Origin of the sequence: Mesorhizobium atlanticum, from assembly GCF_003289965.1 — a bacterium.
GTDB lineage: Bacteria > Pseudomonadota > Alphaproteobacteria > Rhizobiales > Rhizobiaceae > Mesorhizobium > Mesorhizobium atlanticum.
On the sequence record NZ_QMBQ01000007.1, the window covers coordinates 172,033 to 190,204 of the forward strand.

General features: G+C 63.2%; 23 protein-coding genes and 1 tRNA gene. 10 read left to right on the plus strand and 14 right to left on the minus strand.

The annotated features are described in order from the left end of the window. The first annotated feature begins 55 nt into the window (after positions 1 to 55). Together DPM35_RS23425 and DPM35_RS23430 are read left to right on the plus strand one after the other, a co-directional pair. Positions 56 to 415: a hypothetical protein gene (locus tag DPM35_RS23425; RefSeq protein WP_146767978.1), complete on the plus strand. Its 360-nt coding sequence runs from the start codon at positions 56 to 58 to the stop codon at positions 413 to 415. 164 nt (positions 416 to 579) lie between these two features. Further along, complete coding sequence (locus DPM35_RS23430; RefSeq protein ID WP_112129588.1) at positions 580 to 813, plus strand: hypothetical protein; 234 nt, start codon at positions 580 to 582, stop codon at positions 811 to 813. Between the two features lie 17 nt (positions 814 to 830). Here DPM35_RS23430 and DPM35_RS23435 read toward each other — a convergent pair whose 3' ends face one another. The 4 genes from DPM35_RS23435 to DPM35_RS23450 all read right to left on the minus strand — a co-directional run bounded on the left by DPM35_RS23435 (position 831) and on the right by DPM35_RS23450 (position 3,676). Further along, positions 831 to 1,193: a hypothetical protein gene (locus tag DPM35_RS23435; RefSeq protein ID WP_425373403.1), complete on the minus strand. Its 363-nt coding sequence runs from the start codon at positions 1,191 to 1,193 to the stop codon at positions 831 to 833. A 257-nt stretch (positions 1,194 to 1,450) separates the two neighbouring features. Beyond that, positions 1,451 to 2,296, minus strand: coding sequence for a glutathione S-transferase family protein (locus DPM35_RS23440; RefSeq protein ID WP_112129590.1), 846 nt, complete (start codon positions 2,294 to 2,296; stop codon positions 1,451 to 1,453). A 22-nt stretch (positions 2,297 to 2,318) separates the two neighbouring features. Next, the gene (locus DPM35_RS23445; RefSeq protein ID WP_112129591.1) at positions 2,319 to 2,900 is read right to left on the minus strand and encodes a VOC family protein; all 582 of its coding nucleotides are present in this window, start codon (positions 2,898 to 2,900) and stop codon (positions 2,319 to 2,321) included. A 350-nt stretch (positions 2,901 to 3,250) separates the two neighbouring features. Beyond that, positions 3,251 to 3,676, minus strand: a complete 426-nt coding sequence (locus DPM35_RS23450) for a helix-turn-helix domain-containing protein (RefSeq protein WP_112129592.1) — start codon at positions 3,674 to 3,676, stop codon at positions 3,251 to 3,253. A gap of 431 nt (positions 3,677 to 4,107) precedes the next feature. Here DPM35_RS23450 and DPM35_RS23460 point away from each other — a divergent pair, with 431 nt between their 5' ends. Beyond that, the gene (locus DPM35_RS23460) at positions 4,108 to 5,184 is read left to right on the plus strand and encodes a sensor histidine kinase (RefSeq protein WP_112129594.1); all 1,077 of its coding nucleotides are present in this window, start codon (positions 4,108 to 4,110) and stop codon (positions 5,182 to 5,184) included. A gap of 32 nt (positions 5,185 to 5,216) precedes the next feature. Next, a complete protein-coding gene (locus DPM35_RS23465; protein WP_245431620.1) occupies positions 5,217 to 5,846 on the plus strand; it encodes a response regulator transcription factor in 630 nt (209 codons plus the stop codon). A 196-nt stretch (positions 5,847 to 6,042) separates the two neighbouring features. On the opposite strand, the gene DPM35_RS23470 is transcribed toward DPM35_RS23465, so the two are convergent. The 4 genes from DPM35_RS23470 to DPM35_RS23485 form a co-directional block, all read right to left on the minus strand. After that, a complete protein-coding gene (locus DPM35_RS23470) occupies positions 6,043 to 6,240 on the minus strand; it encodes a hypothetical protein (protein WP_112129596.1) in 198 nt (65 codons plus the stop codon). Positions 6,241 to 6,373: 133 nt separating this feature from the next. Beyond that, positions 6,374 to 6,793: a large conductance mechanosensitive channel protein MscL gene (mscL, locus tag DPM35_RS23475; protein WP_112129597.1), complete on the minus strand. Its 420-nt coding sequence runs from the start codon at positions 6,791 to 6,793 to the stop codon at positions 6,374 to 6,376. Between the two features lie 113 nt (positions 6,794 to 6,906). After that, positions 6,907 to 7,248, minus strand: coding sequence for a DUF2853 family protein (locus DPM35_RS23480; RefSeq protein WP_112129598.1), 342 nt, complete (start codon positions 7,246 to 7,248; stop codon positions 6,907 to 6,909). A 95-nt stretch (positions 7,249 to 7,343) separates the two neighbouring features. After that, a complete protein-coding gene (locus DPM35_RS23485) occupies positions 7,344 to 7,694 on the minus strand; it encodes a YidB family protein (RefSeq protein ID WP_112129599.1) in 351 nt (116 codons plus the stop codon). A 396-nt stretch (positions 7,695 to 8,090) separates the two neighbouring features. Between DPM35_RS23485 and DPM35_RS23490 the strand changes: the two genes are divergently transcribed. Genes DPM35_RS23490 through DPM35_RS23500 form a run of 3 tightly spaced genes read left to right on the plus strand, consistent with a single transcriptional unit; the run spans position 8,091 to position 10,820 of the window. Continuing rightward, entirely contained in the window at positions 8,091 to 8,444 is a 354-nt protein-coding gene (locus tag DPM35_RS23490; RefSeq protein ID WP_245431621.1) for a hypothetical protein, read from the plus strand. Position 8,445: 1 nt separating this feature from the next. Then, entirely contained in the window at positions 8,446 to 10,314 is a 1,869-nt protein-coding gene (locus DPM35_RS23495; protein ID WP_112129601.1) for an OmpA family protein, read from the plus strand. 17 nt (positions 10,315 to 10,331) lie between these two features. Further along, entirely contained in the window at positions 10,332 to 10,820 is a 489-nt protein-coding gene (locus DPM35_RS23500) for a P-loop NTPase family protein (RefSeq protein ID WP_245431622.1), read from the plus strand. Positions 10,821 to 10,850: 30 nt separating this feature from the next. Here DPM35_RS23500 and DPM35_RS23505 read toward each other — a convergent pair. From DPM35_RS23505 to DPM35_RS23515, 3 genes are all read right to left on the minus strand, one after another. Beyond that, positions 10,851 to 10,925 (minus strand) — tRNA-Glu (locus DPM35_RS23505). An 85-nt stretch (positions 10,926 to 11,010) separates the two neighbouring features. Further along, positions 11,011 to 11,424, minus strand: coding sequence for a VOC family protein (locus DPM35_RS23510; protein ID WP_112129603.1), 414 nt, complete (start codon positions 11,422 to 11,424; stop codon positions 11,011 to 11,013). Next, the gene (locus DPM35_RS23515) at positions 11,421 to 11,804 is read right to left on the minus strand and encodes a fimbrial protein (RefSeq protein ID WP_112129604.1); all 384 of its coding nucleotides are present in this window, start codon (positions 11,802 to 11,804) and stop codon (positions 11,421 to 11,423) included. The genes DPM35_RS23510 and DPM35_RS23515 overlap by 4 nt, the downstream gene beginning before the upstream one ends. Before the next feature lie 26 nt (positions 11,805 to 11,830). On the opposite strand from DPM35_RS23515, the gene DPM35_RS23520 reads away from it, so the two are divergent. Together DPM35_RS23520 and rpoH are read left to right on the plus strand one after the other, a co-directional pair. Further along, complete coding sequence (locus DPM35_RS23520) at positions 11,831 to 12,895, plus strand: RluA family pseudouridine synthase (protein ID WP_112129605.1); 1,065 nt, start codon at positions 11,831 to 11,833, stop codon at positions 12,893 to 12,895. Between the two features lie 216 nt (positions 12,896 to 13,111). Further along, entirely contained in the window at positions 13,112 to 14,023 is a 912-nt protein-coding gene (gene rpoH / locus DPM35_RS23525; protein WP_112129606.1) for an RNA polymerase sigma factor RpoH, read from the plus strand. A gap of 301 nt (positions 14,024 to 14,324) precedes the next feature. On the opposite strand, the gene DPM35_RS23530 is transcribed toward rpoH, so the two are convergent. The 3 genes from DPM35_RS23530 to DPM35_RS23540 all read right to left on the minus strand — a co-directional run bounded on the left by DPM35_RS23530 (position 14,325) and on the right by DPM35_RS23540 (position 15,819). Next, complete coding sequence (locus tag DPM35_RS23530; protein WP_112129607.1) at positions 14,325 to 14,984, minus strand: peroxiredoxin; 660 nt, start codon at positions 14,982 to 14,984, stop codon at positions 14,325 to 14,327. A 192-nt stretch (positions 14,985 to 15,176) separates the two neighbouring features. After that, complete coding sequence (locus DPM35_RS23535) at positions 15,177 to 15,542, minus strand: cell division protein ZapA (protein ID WP_112129608.1); 366 nt, start codon at positions 15,540 to 15,542, stop codon at positions 15,177 to 15,179. Positions 15,543 to 15,546: 4 nt separating this feature from the next. Then, a complete protein-coding gene (locus tag DPM35_RS23540) occupies positions 15,547 to 15,819 on the minus strand; it encodes a DUF4164 domain-containing protein (protein WP_023763725.1) in 273 nt (90 codons plus the stop codon). Positions 15,820 to 16,081: 262 nt separating this feature from the next. Here DPM35_RS23540 and tkt point away from each other — a divergent pair, with 262 nt between their 5' ends. Further along, entirely contained in the window at positions 16,082 to 18,070 is a 1,989-nt protein-coding gene (tkt, locus tag DPM35_RS23545) for a transketolase (protein WP_112129609.1), read from the plus strand. Positions 18,071 to 18,172: the final 102 nt, after the last annotated feature.

Here is an 18,172-nt window from a genome sequence, read left to right on the forward strand (position 1 = left end):
CCGCCTGTTGGCGATTGGGGCAACGACACACTATAAAGCGCCTGAGGTGTTGCTAATGTTCAGTCGAATCGCCGCTGTCGTCCTGTGCCCGGCGCTGCTTGCAGCGGGCGCTTGCACGCGAAGCGACGACGGCACGGTGATCGTTCCAAGCCGGATGGATGTCAGGCGTGTCTGGGACAAGGCGCCGCCGGGAACGACCGCCTCGCGGCAGATCGTGTCGGATGTGTTTCCCCCGCCGCCGAGCGCGCCGGCAAGCCTGCCTGCGAGCCCGACCGTCCGGCGCCATTCCAGACCCGCTTCGACGAAGCGGTCCTTCGGCCAGGATCTGCCCGACCCGGCATCCGGCGAGCAGCGCCCCCTCACCTGCAGGAATGTCGGCGAGGACGGCAAGCGCTATCGCGTCGTCTGCGAATAACGTTCCTTCAATCTGTGGACCCGGTGCCGGCGAGACAGCGCCGAACAACAGCCGGCGTGAGAAACCGAGCCGCCGTTGCGATCACGGATTGCTGATGAAACCTTTGGCCGGTGGTGGACGTTTCCCGGCCTGATGTGATTCGCGCTGCACCCAGGAGACTGAAGATGTCCATTCACTTCACCGTCTCTGGCCTGACCAGGAACCTGATCCATTCGCTTGGGTTGGATCATGAACAGGCGCCGAGGCCGCTTACCCCGGAACAGAACCTTCTGCTGGATTGTTACCTGGCCGGACAGATCCCGGACTCGGCTTGGAGCGACTATGTCTTCGAGATGCCGGAGTTGGAAAAACACGCCCAACTCAGGCGCGCCAGGTCAGGCATACGCGGCCTAACCTGAAACGGTGAGGCCGCCGCTCATTTCTTCGGTGAGTTGAACTGCAGCGTGAAGACGTTGCCGGGAATGCCTTGCGCCGGCGAAAGGCTGAGCGGCAGGCAGTCATTCAGCGCCTTTATCGCCGCATCGACATAGGCTTTGCGCGCCTTGTCGTCGCCGGCGACATGAATGGCGGTTGTTTTAGGCGGCCCGATCAGCGTGCCGTCGCGCTTGAAGCTGAAGCTGAGCGTGACCGACGAATTGTCGGAATTGGCCGGCGGCGTCCAGCAGGCGAGCAGGGCGGCGCCTACCTCGTTCATGCCGTTGAGCGGTGCGGTGGCGGCCGACGGAAAGGGCACAACCGACAGCGCGCCTGCCATCATCAGAAATCTCGCCGTGTTCATCGCAGACCTCGTCGCCGTCGTTCTGCCCCTGACGGTATCGTACGATCCATGACGAGGATGACAATAGGATTTCAGTCCACCCGTCGGCGGTGCAATCATACTGTCGTGATTTCGGCGAGGGCCGCGAAAAGCAAAAGGCCGGCACGGAGCCGACCTTTCCCTTGCCTCGTCATGGCGCCAGTACATCCGTGGTCGCAGCGAGGTCTAAAGCCAGTAGACAGGTCTTAGGTAAACGAAACCTTAACGCCGGAGGACCGCTACGCCTTGGCCTGCGATTTCACATGCGCGATGTAGCCGCGCACGTCGCCGGCCGGCTCGGCATAGGCCTTGCCGAGCTTCTTCTCCAGCGCCGCCATGTACTCTTTCGCCCATTTGGGCAGCGCATAGTCGACGACCGCCAGGAATTCGAGCGTTGCCCCCAGCCTTATATCGGCGATCGACGGGTTGTTGCCGCCAATGAACGGTTTGCCGTTGCGGAAGAAAGAGTGAAACACCTCGAGCGGCTCGGCGATCGCGGCCATCGCCGCCTTCTGCGCTTCCGATTTCTTGTCGGGGTGGGCGTCGCTGTGGCCGACCTCGCCTGCATATTGCGGAAAGCCGAGTGCCGGATAGGTTGCGCGCGCGACATAAGGATAAAGCGTGCCGATCAGATAGAACATGGCGCTGTCGATCATCGCCCGCTTGGCCGGTGCCTTGGGATAGAACTTTTCCAGCCCGTGCTTGTTGGCGAGATACTGCATGATGGCGCAGCTTTCCCACAGCACGCCGCGCGGCAGGGCCTTGTCCTCGATCATCGGCGTCAGATGCGCCGGATTGCGCGCCAGGAACTCGGGCGAGCGCGTATGGCCCCAGGCGTCGGTCTCCGCGGGATCGAGCCCGGCCGCGCGCGCAAACACCCTGACCGTCATGTTGTTGACGCTCGGCCTCAGCATGCTGAGTTTTATGCTGGGCTTCTTGGCTGGTTTGGCCTTGGCTTTAGGTGCGGCTTTTGCCGTCACTTTAGGTGCGGCTTTTGCCGTCACCTTCGCGGCCGTCTTCGCCGCTGCTTTCGGCGCGGCCTTGGCCGCGGGTTTCTTTGCGCTCTTCGTTGCGGTCTTCGCCATCTTGGTCCTCCCTCTGACCTGGTTAGTATGGATTTTTCGGCGCCCTGCTTTCGGACAATGTCTCACGCGACCGCTCGACCAGCGTCTGGATGGCATCGGCCAGATGGAGTTCGGCGATATTGTAGTCGCCACGCGCCACGCGGATCTTGTGCGCCTCCATCAGCACGTCGGCATGGGTGAAGCCGGCCGGCGGCTCGAAGCGATAGGAAGCAAGCTCGATCAGCAGCCCCAGCGGGTCCTCGAAATAGATCGAGTCCATGAAACCGCGGTCCTTGACGCCGCTGTGCTTGATGCCGCGCTCGTCGAGCCGCGCGACCGCCTGCAGGAAGGTGACCCGCGACACCGCGAAGGCGATGTGATGGACGCAGCCGATATCGGTCGGCGTCCGCCGCTTGACCGGGGTCCGGCTCTCGTCGGTGAAGATCGTGATCAGGCGCCCGTCGCCTGGATCGAAATAGAGATGGCTCTCGCTCGCCTTGTCGAGGTTAGGCTGCTCGAAGATGAAGGGCATGCCGAGCACCCCTTCCCAGAAGTCGATCGAGGTCTGGCGTCCGGCGCCGACCAGCGTGATGTGATGGACGCCTTGCGACTGCAGCTTCCGCATTGGTTCCTCCCGCTTGCGCTCGCTTGCCGGCTGACGTGTTCTCGGATGCCCAGCCGCCTTTGGCTCGACGCTTGGCAGGCGACCGTCGCCCGGTTCTCCTACGCTCCGAATCCCGCATCCTGCGGGATTGCGGCCGGCGCATTCATGACGGAATGCTAATTCAATCCGGAACGTTGCGCCAGAAGCACCGAGCCTTCATTGGAATCCCTGGGGCGTCGGTCGCGATAATTCGGATCGGTCGCCGCTGTCCGCTCTGGGTCCAGTCGAACGGCTCCATGCGGGAGAATCCGGCGAAGGTCATGACCGACTGTGACAAAGGCCATCCGCCGCCGCGCCGGCGTCTCGATCCCTCAGGTCGGGATCCAGGCCACGGTCCTGCTCATGTCGGCCGGAACGGCTCCGATTCCGGCGGAAAGATCCGGCGAAATGACACTCAAGGGTACATCCAGAATATGCGCGATCGCCCTGAGGGTCCTGGTGGAGGCCGTCTTTCCCGAACGCTCGATCTGCGACAGCATGCTCGGGGTTATTCCGGTCTGGGCAGCGAGTTGCCTGCCGCTCAGGCCGCGCAGGACCCTGAGCGCGCGAACCGGATTCTCGCCGGCGGCGATCTTGTCCAGCACGCGCTTCGGCAAAGGGCTGCCGGGGGCGGGCACGTCGAGCTCGGTCACACCTGCCATCGCGGTCCGCTTGAGCATGCGGAACTGCGATTCCGGCAGCACGACCATGCGCTCCCTGGAGCCTGGGTGCTTGATGAACTGGACATTGAGCTTCATGTCAGCCGGCCTTCGGGTTTGGCTTGCGGCACGGATCGAGACGGAGCCTGGATTACCTGAACATCATAAAGAGCGTGAGGATCAGGACCGAGATCGCCAGGATCACGGCTGCGGACAGACCCGCCAATATCTGAAAGCTGATCGGCAACTGCCCAAACCGTTTCCACGTCCACGGTTCCTTTTCCCAGTGCTGAAATCGCGGCAACCGCAGCTCCCTTGGTCCGAGCCCGTCGCGCCGGCGAACCGGGCAACGATCAACCACGTCGACAGGTTGCCGATATCGACGAACCGCGATCTAGCGCCTTCAGGCCGGGGAGGAACATCTGCCGGAAGTCAGGGGCGATATGACGAAAGTCATATTCGTTTGCGGCCGGTTCGGGCTTACGTCAAAGTGACATGCCCCGCCCCCGCGGCTGTTTTTGCGAGAACAGATGATCGATATCGGCACAGAACTACTGCCGGCCGCGCAAGCGGAAGTCATCGGGCTTGCCGTGTTGCAGGCCGACAGGACAGTCCAGCAAAAGGTGGGACATCTGGTCGAATGGCTCCCCGCCATTGGCGCGGACTGCTGCCTGTGCACGCTGCTGGTCGGAATGGAGGCCGAAATGGTGGCCTTGTCCGAAGGGCGCCGCGATCTCATTGCCTTGTCGGGCGTGCGGGCCGAACTGCCTGGGCTGGATCGCCCCGTCACCGCGGTGATCTTGTGGAACGGCGATCAGTCGCACTACGTCGTGATCGCGATGCCCGACTTCACGGCGCGCCAGGCCGAGATCATGTTCGAAAGCGAGCGGCGCGCCAGGCGCCTGATGGAGCAGCAGCTCGAAGCCGCCAATTCCGAGGTGCGCTTCGCCTCGCTCGCCCGCACGCGCCTTCGCCTGGCGCGCGACCTCCATGACACGCTCGTCCATTCGATCATCGCGCTGCTGACGCAGATCCGGCTGACGCGGCATTTCCTGGCAGCCGACCCCGCCCGCGTTTCGGAGGGACTGGCGATTGCCGAGGAAGCAGCAATAAGCGGCCTCGCCAGGGCGCGCGACGCCATCGCCCGGCTCAGGATGCCCGATGACCTCGAACCGGATTCGGATGTCGAGAAGATGCTGTCGGACTTCTCGCGACGGACCGGCGCCGAGGTCTCCATGCGCATCGATGATGGAGCCCGCGCCGGATTGCAGGATCACGCGACGACCATTCGGCGCATCGTTGGCGAGGCGTTGCGCAACATCGAGGCGCACGCGCAGGCCCGGCAGGTCCGGTTTGACGCGCTCGTGGAGCAAACCGAAACTGGCCGCAGACTGATTGTCGATATCCGCGACGACGGGCGCGGCTTTGACCGGAATGTTCCCAAACAGGGACATTTCGGGCTGATTGGAATGGCTGAATTCGCCGAGCTCGCGGGAGGCCAATGCACGGTGGAAAGTGCACCGGGAACTGGCACGCAGGTCCGCACATCCCTTCCCTTGATCGTGCCGAAGACGCGGTCCCATGCCGCGGGGGGTGTGGAGAGATGACTGATCCCCGCCCGCAAGCCGAAAGAATACGCGTGCTGATCGCCGAGGATCAGACCTTGATCCGGGAAGGCCTCGCCACGCTTCTTGCCCAGCAGAACGACGATTTTGAAATCGTCGCCGCCGCCGCCGACGGGGAGCAGGCGATAGAGTTCGCGCGCCGCTATCGTCCGGACGTCGTCCTGATGGATCTGCAAATGCCGCGCGCCGATGGCGTCACGGCAACCCAGAGGATCCTGCGCGAGTTTCCGGGAACCGGCATCGTGGTGCTGACCACTTTCGAGACCAACGACCTGATCTTCGAGGCGGTCAGCGCCGGAGCCAAGGCATATCTTCTCAAGGACTCCAGGATTGACGAGATCGCGGCGACAATCCGAACCGTGGCGAACGGCCAGTCGGCGCTTTCACCCGGTGTCGCCGCGAAGATTCTTGAAGAATTCAAGCGGTTGCGTCCGCGCCACGCCCCGGCGAGCGTGTCGATCCGCAACGTCCTCACCGCGCGTGAGAACGAGATCCTGAAACTGATCATCGAAGGCAAGAGCAATGGCGAGATCGGCGCGCAGCTGCATCTGGCCGAGGGCACGATAAAAAATTACGTCAGCACGATCCTGGAGAAGTGCGGCGCCAAGAATCGAACCGAGCTCGCCATAAAAACGATAGGCTGAGGGACCTTGCGCAATGAATACGCATTTGCGCCCTTACGCGTCCCGCGTAAACGGCACGGCGGTCGAACGCTCGAAAAAGTCCGCGGCTTTGGGGTCTTTGGCGAAAAGCCACGGGCAGTCTGATTGCCTGAGTTCCTGGTCTTTGGCGGCAGTTCGAGGGAAGTTTGCGAGCGGTGCCTCGCTGCATCCTCGACGGCTACTTCTTCCGATTGCGGGCTTCGATTTCACGAAGCGCCAGTATGGTCAGAACCATTTCGGCGCTGCCGATCGACGGTCGCGGCCCAAGCAGGGAAACGAGGGCGTCGAGCTGCTCGGTGTCCATTTCGGCCAGATGGCCTTTGACGGCCCGCATCGTGTCGTCGAGCCTGGTGAGCAATTCCGCAACGATTTTCATTGTCCGAAGCCTTGCCGCCTGGGCGACCTCATCGAAGGCGGAATGCTGTGCTGGAGGATTTCCGCCGATCAGCAGGCTATGCAGAATCCGCGAGGCGACCGGACCAGGATCCGGCCGCCTCGGACGATCCCGGTTATCTCTTGGCGAGCAGGTCGCGGATTTCGGTCAGCAGCTGCACGTCGGCCGGCGGCGGAGCTGCGGGGGCAGCGGGCTTTTCACGTTCCAGCCGCTTGCGCAGACTGTTCACCGCCTTGACCATCAGGAAGATGATGAAGGCCATGATCAGGAAATTGATGACCTGGGTGACAAAGCTGCCATAGGCGAAAACCGCGCCCTGCTTACGGGCATCCACCAGGTTGGTGGCCGTCACATTGTGCGACAGGCCGATGAAGTAATTGGAGAAGTCAACGCCACCGAGCGCGCCGATGAACGGCATGATGATATCGTCGACCAGCGAGGTGACGATCTTGCCGAAGGCGGCGCCGATAATGACGCCGACGGCCAGGTCCATCACATTGCCCTTGGAAATGAACTCCTGGAATTCTTTCAGCATCCCCATCTCCCCTGGAGCAATTCCGCCCGGAATTGCGTCGTGATACAACTTGGCGCGGCCGGCGATCTTCTAGCGCCGCGCCGCTCCGCTCCATCGCACTCCTGTTGCCGCCGTCAGGCAAATACGTTTTCGCGCCTGAAATGCTTGACGAGCAGGTAGTAGAAGACCGCGCGATGCTTGTTGCGATTGGTCCGGCCATACTGGTCGATGACCCTGGCGAGCCCCGCGTCCAGGCCGGCATCGTCCGCCAGCCCCAGTCTTTTGACGAGAAAGTTCTTCTTGACCCGTTCCAGCTCCTCCTTGTCCGAGGCCGAAACGGTGGACGCGTCCTTGTCGTAGATCGCCGGGCCGCAGCCCTTCGTGACCTTCGTCAAAAGATCCATATCCGCCGTAACGCCGCACTTCACCTTCAGGTCCGCCGCATATTTGCTGATAAGTTCGTCTTGCTTGCTCACACCGTTTGCCCTCTCATTCCCGGCCGAACAGCGACGCCGCCGCCGAACCGTGCGGCCTGGCGCCGCGAAGCCATGTCTCTATCCCGCGTCCGTAATCAGCTGGCGCGGGTCGCAAGCACCCCGTCGGGGCTGGCCTGGTCGACGGCAGCCGGAAGATGCTGCGCCAGGGCGCTGGCCACCTGATCCAGCGGAATCCCGAACTGGCTCGCCAGTTGCTGAAGACGCTGGTCGCCAAGCGCCGCCTTGATCTCGTCGGGCCCGATGGGAAGGTTTGCGGAATTGGTGCTAAGCCACGATTCGACGCGGTCGCCGAGACCTGACTTCTGCAACATGGCGAGCACGCCCTGATAACCGCCGACACTGGCCAGCGCATCGGCCAGGAGGTTCGAGCCTCCGCCCTGCGGTCCGCCCTGCAGCGCGCTTTGCAGACTGTCCAAAAAACCCATCTGGAACCCTCTTGTCGAAATCCCATCGCCGTTCAGACGTGCAGATAGGCCTTTCCATGGAATCGCGACAGCTGACGAAGGTCAGAACCGAAGATGACGAAAGTCATATTCGGTGGCGGCCCGATCGCACTTAATTGATAGGACGTCGTTCCCGGCAGGCCGGGCTTCGCCGTCCAGATTTTCCGGAGCGGCCGGCCTCGGATTTGGTTCGGCTCCAAGGAACGACTGGCGTGAGAGTAGTCATTGCGATAGGTGACGATGGATATGGCGGCGCAAATGCCGCGCTCGACCGGAGCGGGTCCTGCGGCGGCAACAAGTCGATTGCCTGTCACTTGAATTAGGATTTGATATAACGGTCGTCATCGTATCAGCGAGCGTGGAAACCGGGGAATGAACATGAAAGGCGCCGAGCAAGCTGGAAAAGCCGCGGATGGAGCCGCCTCCGCCAACGGATCGGAAGCGACAATCCACCCCGATGCGACGATCGATCAGGTTCGCAACCTCCTGTTCGGAGGCGCGCAGCGGTCCCTCGAGAGCAACCTTGCCGGCCTGCGCGAGGAAATGCAGGCCAGCATCAAGCAGCTGCAGGCGGATTTTGCCAAGGAGCTGGCAGCCCTGCAGGCGCAGGTTCAGGAACTCGAGCGGGAAACCGAACAGAAACGGCTCGCCTCGCAAAGGGATATCGGCGCTGCGATCTCGGACCTTGGAGCAACCATCAGCGGGCTAGGATCCGGCCGCGCGGGAAGGTAGCATGACGTCCGCCGCCGGCCAGAACCGTGAGATCGAGCAGCTTAGAAAACTGCTCTTTCAAACGGAGGCGGCGCGTCTCGAAGCACTGGGAGCGGATGTCGCTCTCCTCCAGCAATATATCGGCAGTCCCGACCGCCTGGAAACGGCAACGGCCGACATACTGGTCGCCGCGCTAGAACGCGCGGAAGTCGTTCGGCCGCGCGAGCTGGCCAACGTCATCGCGCCATCGGTGGTCTCCGCGATCCGCAGCGAAATCAGGAATTCGCGCGACCTCATGGTCGACGCGCTCTACCCGATCACCGGCAGGCTGGTCAGCGCGGCCGTGGCCAATGCCTTCAAGGAACTCGTCGCGCGGCTGGAGCAGCGCCTCAACGCCCTCACATCCACCGAGCTGTGGATCGGGCGCATCAAGTCGCTGGCGACGGGCCGCCCGATCAGCGAGTTCGTTCTGGCAAACGCCCGCCCGCCGCGTGTCAACCGGCTGCTGATGATAGAACGAGGCAACGGACGCCTGGTCGCGGACTGGAGACGCGAAGAGACCTCCGACGAGCGGGCTGACCTGCTGAGCGCGATGGTCGCGGCAATCCTGGAATTTTCAGTCCAGGCCCTGGCTGGAGAAGGCAACCTGCAGCAGCTCGACTTCGGCGGACGCGAGATCGTGCTGCGCGCCTCGCCCCGGTTCATCCTGGCCGCGGAATGCATCGGCCCCCTTCGCCCCGTCGACGACGCCAGGATCAATTCGCTTTTCTTCGACGCAATCGAGAACATGGATCGCGGCCTCGACTGCGACCCCGCCATGCTGGCGTCTCTAGCCTCCTCCATCGAAGCCGATCCCGCCGCGAACCCCAAACCGCGCCGGGGCGGAAAGGTGGTCCTGTTCGTGCTCGCGGCGCTCGTCGCCGCTGGGCTGGCATGGCTGGCGAGCATCTACCTGACCCACACGCTGCTCGAGCAGCGAACGAATGAGGCGCTCCTGGAATTGGTCGGCAAGGAGCCGCTGCTGGAGACGTTTCCGCTGCGGCTGGACTTCGACCATCGCAATCGCAGCGTTTCGGTCTCCGGCATCGAGCCAAGCCAGGTCGAGACGGCGCCGCTGGTCGACGCCCTGGCCAGGGCCGCCGCGCCATATCGGGTCGTCAGCCGGATCGGCGTCGTGCCTGGCACGGAGCAATCGGCGGCGCTGCTTGCCGATATCGACGCTTTGCGGCGGTCCGTGACCGGCCTCCAGGCGGGTATCGACGAAAACCGCCAGGCGATCGCGGAGCTGCAACAATCTCTTGCCGGCCTGCGGAAGTCCGCCGGCGAAACCGGCCAAGCGCTCGCCGGCCAGCAGCAGTCTCTCGCAAGCCTGCAAGCACGCATCGACCAGACGCGCGGTCCGAGCCAGGAAGAACTGCAATCCCTTGCCGGACTGCAAGCAGGAATCGACGAAGTGCGAGCGGCGATCGCCGACGAAGCCAAATCCAGAAACCAGCAATATGATGCAGTGCGGTCGATAGCCGACAGCCCCGGCGAGCGGCTCAATCGCTTCATGGCTTCGACGGCCATCTTCTTTGGCGCACGCGACGCGTTCGCCGACGACAAGAAGGCCGAGCAGCAGATTGGCGATCTGGCCAGGCTGCTCGCCGGCAACGACCTGAGAATCCGTATCGTCGGCCACGCCGACGATACCGGAACGGAGTCCATCAACCGCATGGTCGGCCGCCAGAGGGCCGACCGGGTGGCACGGGGATTGACCTCGCTCGGGATCGAGCCTTCTCGATTGTTCGTGGTTTCGCGCTGGTCGTCGGTGCCGATCGCGGATATGCCGAGCAAGGACAACCGCCGGGTCACCTTCGAAAACGTGTTTAACGCCGAGCAGCCTCAGTGATGATCAGCTCAAAGGTCATGCTGCTTGGCGACATGGGTGTGGGCAAGACGTCCATCATGTACCGCCTCGTGCACGATCGTTTCGACGGCGAATACAAATCCACGCTCGGCGTCGAGGTGCTCAGCTACGACGTTCCGGCCGACTCGGTTCGCGGCGGCGAAGCGGCGCGCCTTGTGCTTTGGGACACCGACGGCGATTTCGGGACGCGTATTTTCGACACCGTTTACGTCACCGGCGCGTCGGCCGCGATCATCGTATCGGACGTGACGCGCCCACAGACGGTGACGCGCATGGTCGAGCTGGTCCGCAGTTTCGAGGCGCGGTTTCCGGGCAGACCATACAGGGCCCTCGTGAACAAGATCGATCTCGCCGAAGCCCCCGGCAGCGCCGAAGAGATCGGCCAGCTGCCGCGATCGAGCGTCAAGTTCGTCAGCGCCAAGAATGGCGAGGGAATTGTGGACGCCTTTGCCGAGCTCGCGGAAACGATCCGGCGTCGGCAGCTGTAGCTGGGCGAAGTTTCGCTTGTTTGATTGTCTTGGTACGCCCAAGGGGAATCGAACCCCTGTTCCCGCCGTGAGAGGGCGGTGTCCTGACCGCTAGACGATGGGCGCGCTCAAGAACCGGCTACATAGGCTGGCGGCTGGGAAAAAGCAACTGGGGTTTCGGGCTGTCCGCAGACTTTGCGAAATACCCCGGTCAACCCTGCCGTTTCGGCTCGATCAGGTCCCAGAGATTGCCGTAGAGATCGGAAAAGACCGCCACCGTGCCATAGGCCTCGTGGCGCGGCGCCTCGCGGAATTCGACGTCCTTGGCGAGCATCGCCTGATGGTCACGAGCAAAATCGTCGGTCTCGAGGAAGAGAAAAACCCGGCCGCCGGTCTGGTTTCCGATGCGGCTGGCCTGCTCCTCGCCGGAAGCTTCCGCCAGGAGCAGCCGCGCGCCTTGGCCGTTCGCCGGCGCGACAGTGACCCAGCGCTTGCCGCCGCCAAGGTCGACATCCTCGGTAAGCACGAAGCCGAGCCGCTCGACATACCAGCGAACCGCCTCGTCGTAGTTGGCGACGACGAGCGCCACGGTCGCGACGCTGCGGCGTTGGGCAAAGCCGTTCATTTGTTGCGGATCGCAAATTGGCCGATCATGCGGCGCTCGGCGATGTCGTAGACGAAGATCGACCGGCTGCCATCGGCAAGCTCGGCGTCGATCGACAGGCGGTTGCCGGAGAGCGACTGGCTGACCACCTTGGCGCCGACAGGCAGCACGATGTCGCCGGAGAGCGGCGCGCCGACCGGAACCTGGACCTCGCCGGCGGGCGCTGATCCGGCAACAGGCGTGTTGCGCGCTTTGTAGACAAGCGCCCCGATCACCACCATAAGGGCGAGAAACAGAAGGCCGAGATTGACGATCATGAAGCGAACGAGCTTGCGGCGCACATTCTCGGCCGCAGGGTCGAGCGGCTTTTCCTCATCTTCTTCGGCGATCGGCCGGGCCATGGCTAAACAATCCGCAACGGGTTTCGATGAGCGCTCATAACGAAGAGACCCCGATATTGATAGAGGACGAATTGGCGGACGAGGAATCCGGCGAAGCCGTCGCGCTGGAAGCCGGTCCCGACGCCGCCGGCCAGCGCCTCGATCAGTGGCTTGCCGCCCAGCTCGGCCCGAATCTCTCGCGCAGCCGCGTGCAGGCGCTGATCAAACAAGGCGCGGTCTCCATCGCCGGCAAGCCGGTGCTGGAAGCCAAGCGCAAGCTGACGGCCGGCGAGCGCGTCGAAATCCTGGTCCTCGCGCCGGAGCCGGCCGAGCCGAAAGGCGAGGACATTCCCCTCGACATCCTCTACGAGGACGGCGAGCTGATCGTCATCAACAAGCCGGCGGGACTGGTCGTCCATCCCGGCGCCGGCAACTGGACCGGCACGCTGGTCAATGCGCTGATCCACCATTGCGGCGACAGCCTGTCCGGCATCGGCGGCGTCAAACGGCCTGGTATCGTGCACCGGCTGGACAAGGAAACCAGCGGCGTCATGGTCGTGGCCAAGACCGACCGCGCCCACAAAGCCCTGTCGGAAGCCTTTGCCGACCATGGCCGCACCGGCGATCTCGAGCGCGCCTATCTGGCTCTGGTGTGGGGCATTCCGCAGCGGCCGACCGGCACCGTCGATGCCGCCTTGGGCCGCGCCGCCGACCGGATCCGCCGCGCCGTGGTGCCGGAAAGCCGGGACGACGCCCGGCATGCCGTCACCCATTTCTCCGTCGTCGAGCGCTTCGGCGAGGATCAGCAGGCTTTCGCCACCGCAAGCCTGGTCGAATGCCGGCTCGAGACCGGCCGCACTCACCAGATCCGCGTCCACATGGCCCATATCGGCCATCCGGTTGTCGGCGACCCGGATTACGGCCAGGCCTTCCGCACCAAGGCCAACCGGCTGCCGGAACCCTTGAAAACCAAGGTCAGAGCCTTTCCCCGGCAGGCCCTGCACGCCTGGCTCCTTGAATTCCGCCACCCGACCACCCACCTAACGATGAGGTTCGAGGCGCCGATGCCGGGAGACATGGAGGAACTCGTCGGCGACTTCCGAAAACTTTGAACCGGCCCGCCACGAACAAGCTGCAAACCAGCCATCAAAAAACCTGACCGGCGTTGTTCACTTCAGCGTGACAGACTGTTTAGCGTTGAACAAATGCCTGTCTTTTCTGGTTTTGTTCCTATATATACAGGTTGTTGCGGATGAGCCTTTGGCATCCGTGACGTGTGCCCGCCGCGTTTCGGGGGCATCCACTCCAAAGAGAGAGGGGGCGCTATCATGGCCCAATCATTACCCAGTATCGTTTCCGGTGAAGGCGGTCTCGCCCGTTACCTGGAAGAAATCCGCCGCTTTCCGATGCTTCAACCGCAGGAAGAGTACATGCTCGCCAAGCGCTATGCCGAGCATCAGGACACCACGGCTGCTCACAAGCTCGTCACCAGCCATTTGCGGCTCGTCGCCAAGATCGCCATGGGCTATCGCGGCTACGGCCTGCCGATCGGCGAGGTGATCTCGGAAGGCAATGTCGGCCTCATGCAGGCCGTGAAGAAATTCGAACCGGAGCGTGGTTTCCGGCTCGCCACCTATGCCATGTGGTGGATCAAGGCCTCGATCCAGGAATACATCCTGCGCTCGTGGAGCCTGGTCAAGATGGGCACCACCGCCAACCAGAAGCGCCTGTTCTTCAACCTGCGCAAGGTGAAGGGCAAGATCCAGGCGCTCGACGAAGGCGACCTGAAGCCCGACCAGATCACCGAGATCGCCACTCGCCTCAACGTCTCCGAGGCCGAAGTGGTGTCGATGAACCGTCGCCTGTCGGGCGACGCTTCGCTCAACGCTCCGATCCGGGCGAGTGAGGGCGAGTCCGGCGAATGGCAGGACTGGCTGGTCGACGACCATGAAAGCCAGGAAGAGATGCTGATCGAGCAGGACGAGCTGGAAAGCCGGCGCGCCATGCTGTCGGGCGCTCTGTCGGTCCTCAACGACCGCGAGCGGCGCATCTTCGAGGCCCGCCGCCTCGCCGAAGAGCCGCTGACGCTGGAAGAGCTCTCGGCCGAGTTCGACATCAGCCGCGAGCGCGTGCGCCAGATCGAGGTGCGCGCCTTCGAGAAGGTGCAGGACGCGGTCAAGGCCGCCGCCAAGCGCCAGATGCAGGCGCTGCGCACCATCGAAGCGCAGCCGGCGGCGTAAAGCTCAAGGCATCAATGGATAAAGGCGGCGCTTCGGCGCCGCCTTTTTTGTTTGGCGAAGGTGGTGAATTAGCCCTTTCTCCCCGTCACTTAACGGGGAGAAATGCCCGGTCCACCCTCCGTAGCTGCAGCCCAGGTGCAGCGAAGGATAGGCAGGACAATGAGGGGCAGCGCCGACGCTGCGAGGTTGATTGCTCAGCACAAATCTCCGAGCAGCTTGGCGCTCGTCCATCGACCGCCGCGCCGCCCCTCATCCGCCCTTCGGGCACCTTCTCCCCGTGAACGGGGAGAAGGAAAAAAGCTCATGCCGTCGGCTGCTTGGTCTTCCTGAGGTAAGGAAGAACGGTTTCATACGCGCCGAAACGCTTGATCGCATCCTCGTTGGAGACCGCGGCGGTGATGATGACGTCCTCGCCCTGCTTCCAGTTGGCCGGCGTCGCCACCTGGTGCTTGGCGGTTAGTTGGATGGAATCGATGACGCGCAGGATCTCGTCGAAGTTGCGGCCCGTGGTCATCGGATAGGTCAGCACCAGCTTGATCTTCTTGTCCGGACCGATGACATAAACCGAGCGCACCGTGGCGTTGTCCGCCGGCGTGCGGCCTTCCGAGCTCTCGCCGGCGCCCGCCGGCAGCATTTCGTAGAGCTTGGCGACCTTGAGGTCCTTATCGCCGATCAGCGGATAGTGCACCGTATGGCCGGTAGCGGTCTTGATGTCGGCCTGCCACTTCTCGTGGCTCGACACCGGATCGACCGATATGCCGATGATCTTGACATTACGCTTTTTGAACTCGCCTTCGAGACCGGCCATCGTGCCGAGCTCGGTGGTGCAGACCGGCGTGAAATTCTTCGGGTGGCTGAACAGCACCGCCCAGCCGTCGCCGATCCAGTCATGGAAGCTGATGGTGCCCTGCGTGGTCTCGGCCGTGAAATCCGGCGCGACATCGTTGATACGAAGACTCATGACCTATCCCTACCCTTTTTTGAAAACCGTAGCCGGCTTGCGGCTGGCCGTCGCCGGCTCCAAAAGCCTAGCACCATCACGCTGGCGATTAAACGCTCGCGATGATGGTGATGGCACGCGCGAGGCGAATTTTTTGCGTGACCGCCCGCAATTCGCGGCAGGATTTTTCGTCGGAACGGGTACCGGAGCCGCTCAGGCCTTCTTCACCGCAAGCGTCACCGCGAGATCTTCCATGCGCTGCGCAAGCGCGCCGAGCGCGGCTGTCAGCACGCTGTCGCTCTTGTCGGCCTTGGTCAGCGCCTCGTCGCGCGTCTTGCGCAATGTCAGCACTTCGCTTTCCATGCCCTTGACACGCTTGGTGAGCTCCGAGAGTTCGTCCATCACCATGATGCCGGCCATGACTGTGAGCCGCTGGTCGCCTATCTCGCCGAAGGAATCCTTCAGGTGCGAGACATAACGGTCGAAGCGCTCGGCTAGGTCGATCAGGTGCTCTTCCTGGCCCTCGTCGCAGGCCATGCGATACTGCTTGCCGTCGATGGAAACCGTGACCTGTGCCATTGCCCTACCTGTCCAGCACCGCCCGGATGGTTTCCATGGCGGTCACCAGCCGTCGCGACACTTCCTTGTTGGCATCTTCAAGCCGCTCGGCACGCGCCTCGGAATTGTCGAGCTCCTGCGCCAGGCGCGAACGGTCGGCGTTCATGCGCTGCACCTCGGCCTCGGCTTCCGAATAATCGCGCTCATGCTCGAGCTTCGCCGCCACGGCGTTTTCCAGCCCTTCCATGGCCTTGCCCAGCCTGGCGATGACTTCCTTGAGGGTCGTTTCCCCGGTCATGGCCTTCGTCCTATGCCCTGCCCATCACCGAATCGCACGCATTCAGAACGCGTTACCTCGGAAAGATTAGGCGCCGGGTGAAGGGCGCGTCAACAAAGCTCTCGCGACTGTCCCCCGCTATCGCTAATGTAAGACGCTCGATGCCATCACAAGCCCGGCAAAATCCATCCCGATTTGTTGACTAAAAGGCCGCGCCTGCTATGTGTCGCGGCATCCTTTTCCAAGGGTTCTCCCCAGGCTCCAACCCACTTCCGGAGGAAGCATGACCTCGCGTGAACAACATGACCGGATGGCCAATGCGATCCGCTTTCTTTCCATGGACGCCGTCGAGAAGGCGAACTCCGGTCACCCCGGCCTGCCGATGGGCTGCGCCGATATCGCCACCGTGCTGTTCAGCCGTTTCCTGAAATTCGACGCCAAGGCGCCGCACTGGGCCGACCGCGACCGCTTCATCCTGTCGGCCGGCCATGGCTCGATGCTGCTCTATTCGCTCCTCTACCTCACCGGCTATGAGGACATGACGATCGACCAGATCAAGAATTTCCGCCAGCTCGGCTCCAAGACCGCCGGCCATCCCGAATACGGCCATGCCGCCGGCATCGAGACCACCACAGGTCCGCTCGGCCAGGGCCTTGCCAATTCGGTCGGCTTCGCGCTCGGCGAGCGCATCATGAACGCCGCCTTCGGTAATGATCTCGTCAACCACTACACCTATGTGCTGGCCGGCGACGGCTGCCTGATGGAAGGCGTCTCCCAGGAAGCCATCGCGCTGGCCGGGCATCTGAAGCTCAACAAGCTGATCGTCTTCTGGGACAACAACAACATCTCGATCGACGGCCCGGTCTCGCTGGCCGACAACACCGACCAGGTCGCCCGCTTCCAGGCCTCCGGCTGGAACGCCAGCCATATCGACGGCACCGATCCGGAAGCGATCGCCTATGCCATCGAGGCGGCGCGCCATTCCGACAAGCCGACGATGATCGCCTGCAAGACCACCATCGGCTTCGGCGCCCCGACCAAGGCCGGTACCAACAAGGCGCATGGCTCGCCGCTTGGCGCCGAGGAAATCGCCGGCGCGCGCAAATTCTTCAACTGGGAGTCGCCGCCCTTCGAGATTCCCGCCGACATCCTCGACGCCTGGCGCGCCGTCGGCGCCGGCGGCGCCAAGGCGCGCGCCGACTGGGAAGGCCGCCTGGCCAAGGCCGAGCCAACGCTGAAAGCCGAGTTCGAGCGTCGCCTCGCCGGCAAGCTGCCGTCCAATTTCGACGCCGTCATCGCCGACTACAAGAAGAAGCTGTCGGCCGACAAGCCGAAGGTCGCCACCCGCAAGTCTTCCGAGATGGCGCTCGAAGTCATCAACGGCGCGGTTCCCGAAACCATCGGCGGCTCGGCCGACCTCACCGGCTCCAACAACACCAAGACCAGCCAGACCAAGAACATCACGCCCGACGATTACGGCCAGCGCTACGTCCATTACGGCATCCGCGAGCATGGCATGGCGGCGGCGATCAATGGGCTCACGCTGCATGGCGGCCTGATCGCCTATGGCGGCACCTTCCTGTGCTTCTCCGACTATGCCCGCCCGTCGATGCGCCTGGCCTCGCTGATGGGCATCCGCTCGATCTTCGTCATGACGCACGACTCGATCGGCCTCGGCGAAGACGGCCCGACCCACCAGCCGGTCGAGCATCTGGCAGCGCTGCGCGCCATCCCGAACCACAATGTCTTCCGTCCAGCCGATGCGGTGGAAACCGCCGAATGCTGGCAGATCGCGCTCGAATCCGAAAAGACGCCCTCGACCCTGGCGCTGACCCGCCAGAACCTGCCGACCGTGCGCACGGAGCATTCGCAGAAGAACCTCTCCAGCCAGGGCGCCTACGAGCTTGCCGCCGCCAGCGGCGAGGCCGTCGTGACGATCTTCGCCACCGGCTCCGAGGTCGAGATCGCGCTCGGCGCGCGCGACCTGCTCGAAAAGCATGGCCATCCGACCCGCGTCGTCTCGGTGCCCTGCTTCGAGCTGTTTGACCAGCAAAGCGACGACTACCGCAAGAAGACCATCGGCAACGCCAAGGTGAAGGTTGCGATCGAGGCCGGCATCCGCCAGGGCTGGGACCACCTGATCGGCACCGACGGCATTTTCGTCGGCATGCACGGTTTTGGCGCCTCCGGCTCGATCGAGCAGCTCTATCCGCATTTCGGCATCACCGCCGAGGCCGCGGCGAAGGCGGTCGAGACTCGTCTGCACGGCTGACCGGCTGCGTCAATTCGCGGGGCCGCAAATGCGCGGCTCCGCGGTGCTGGATCAACCTAATCGATTTAAGTTCGACCTTCTGCGGCTGGATTCTTTGTTCCG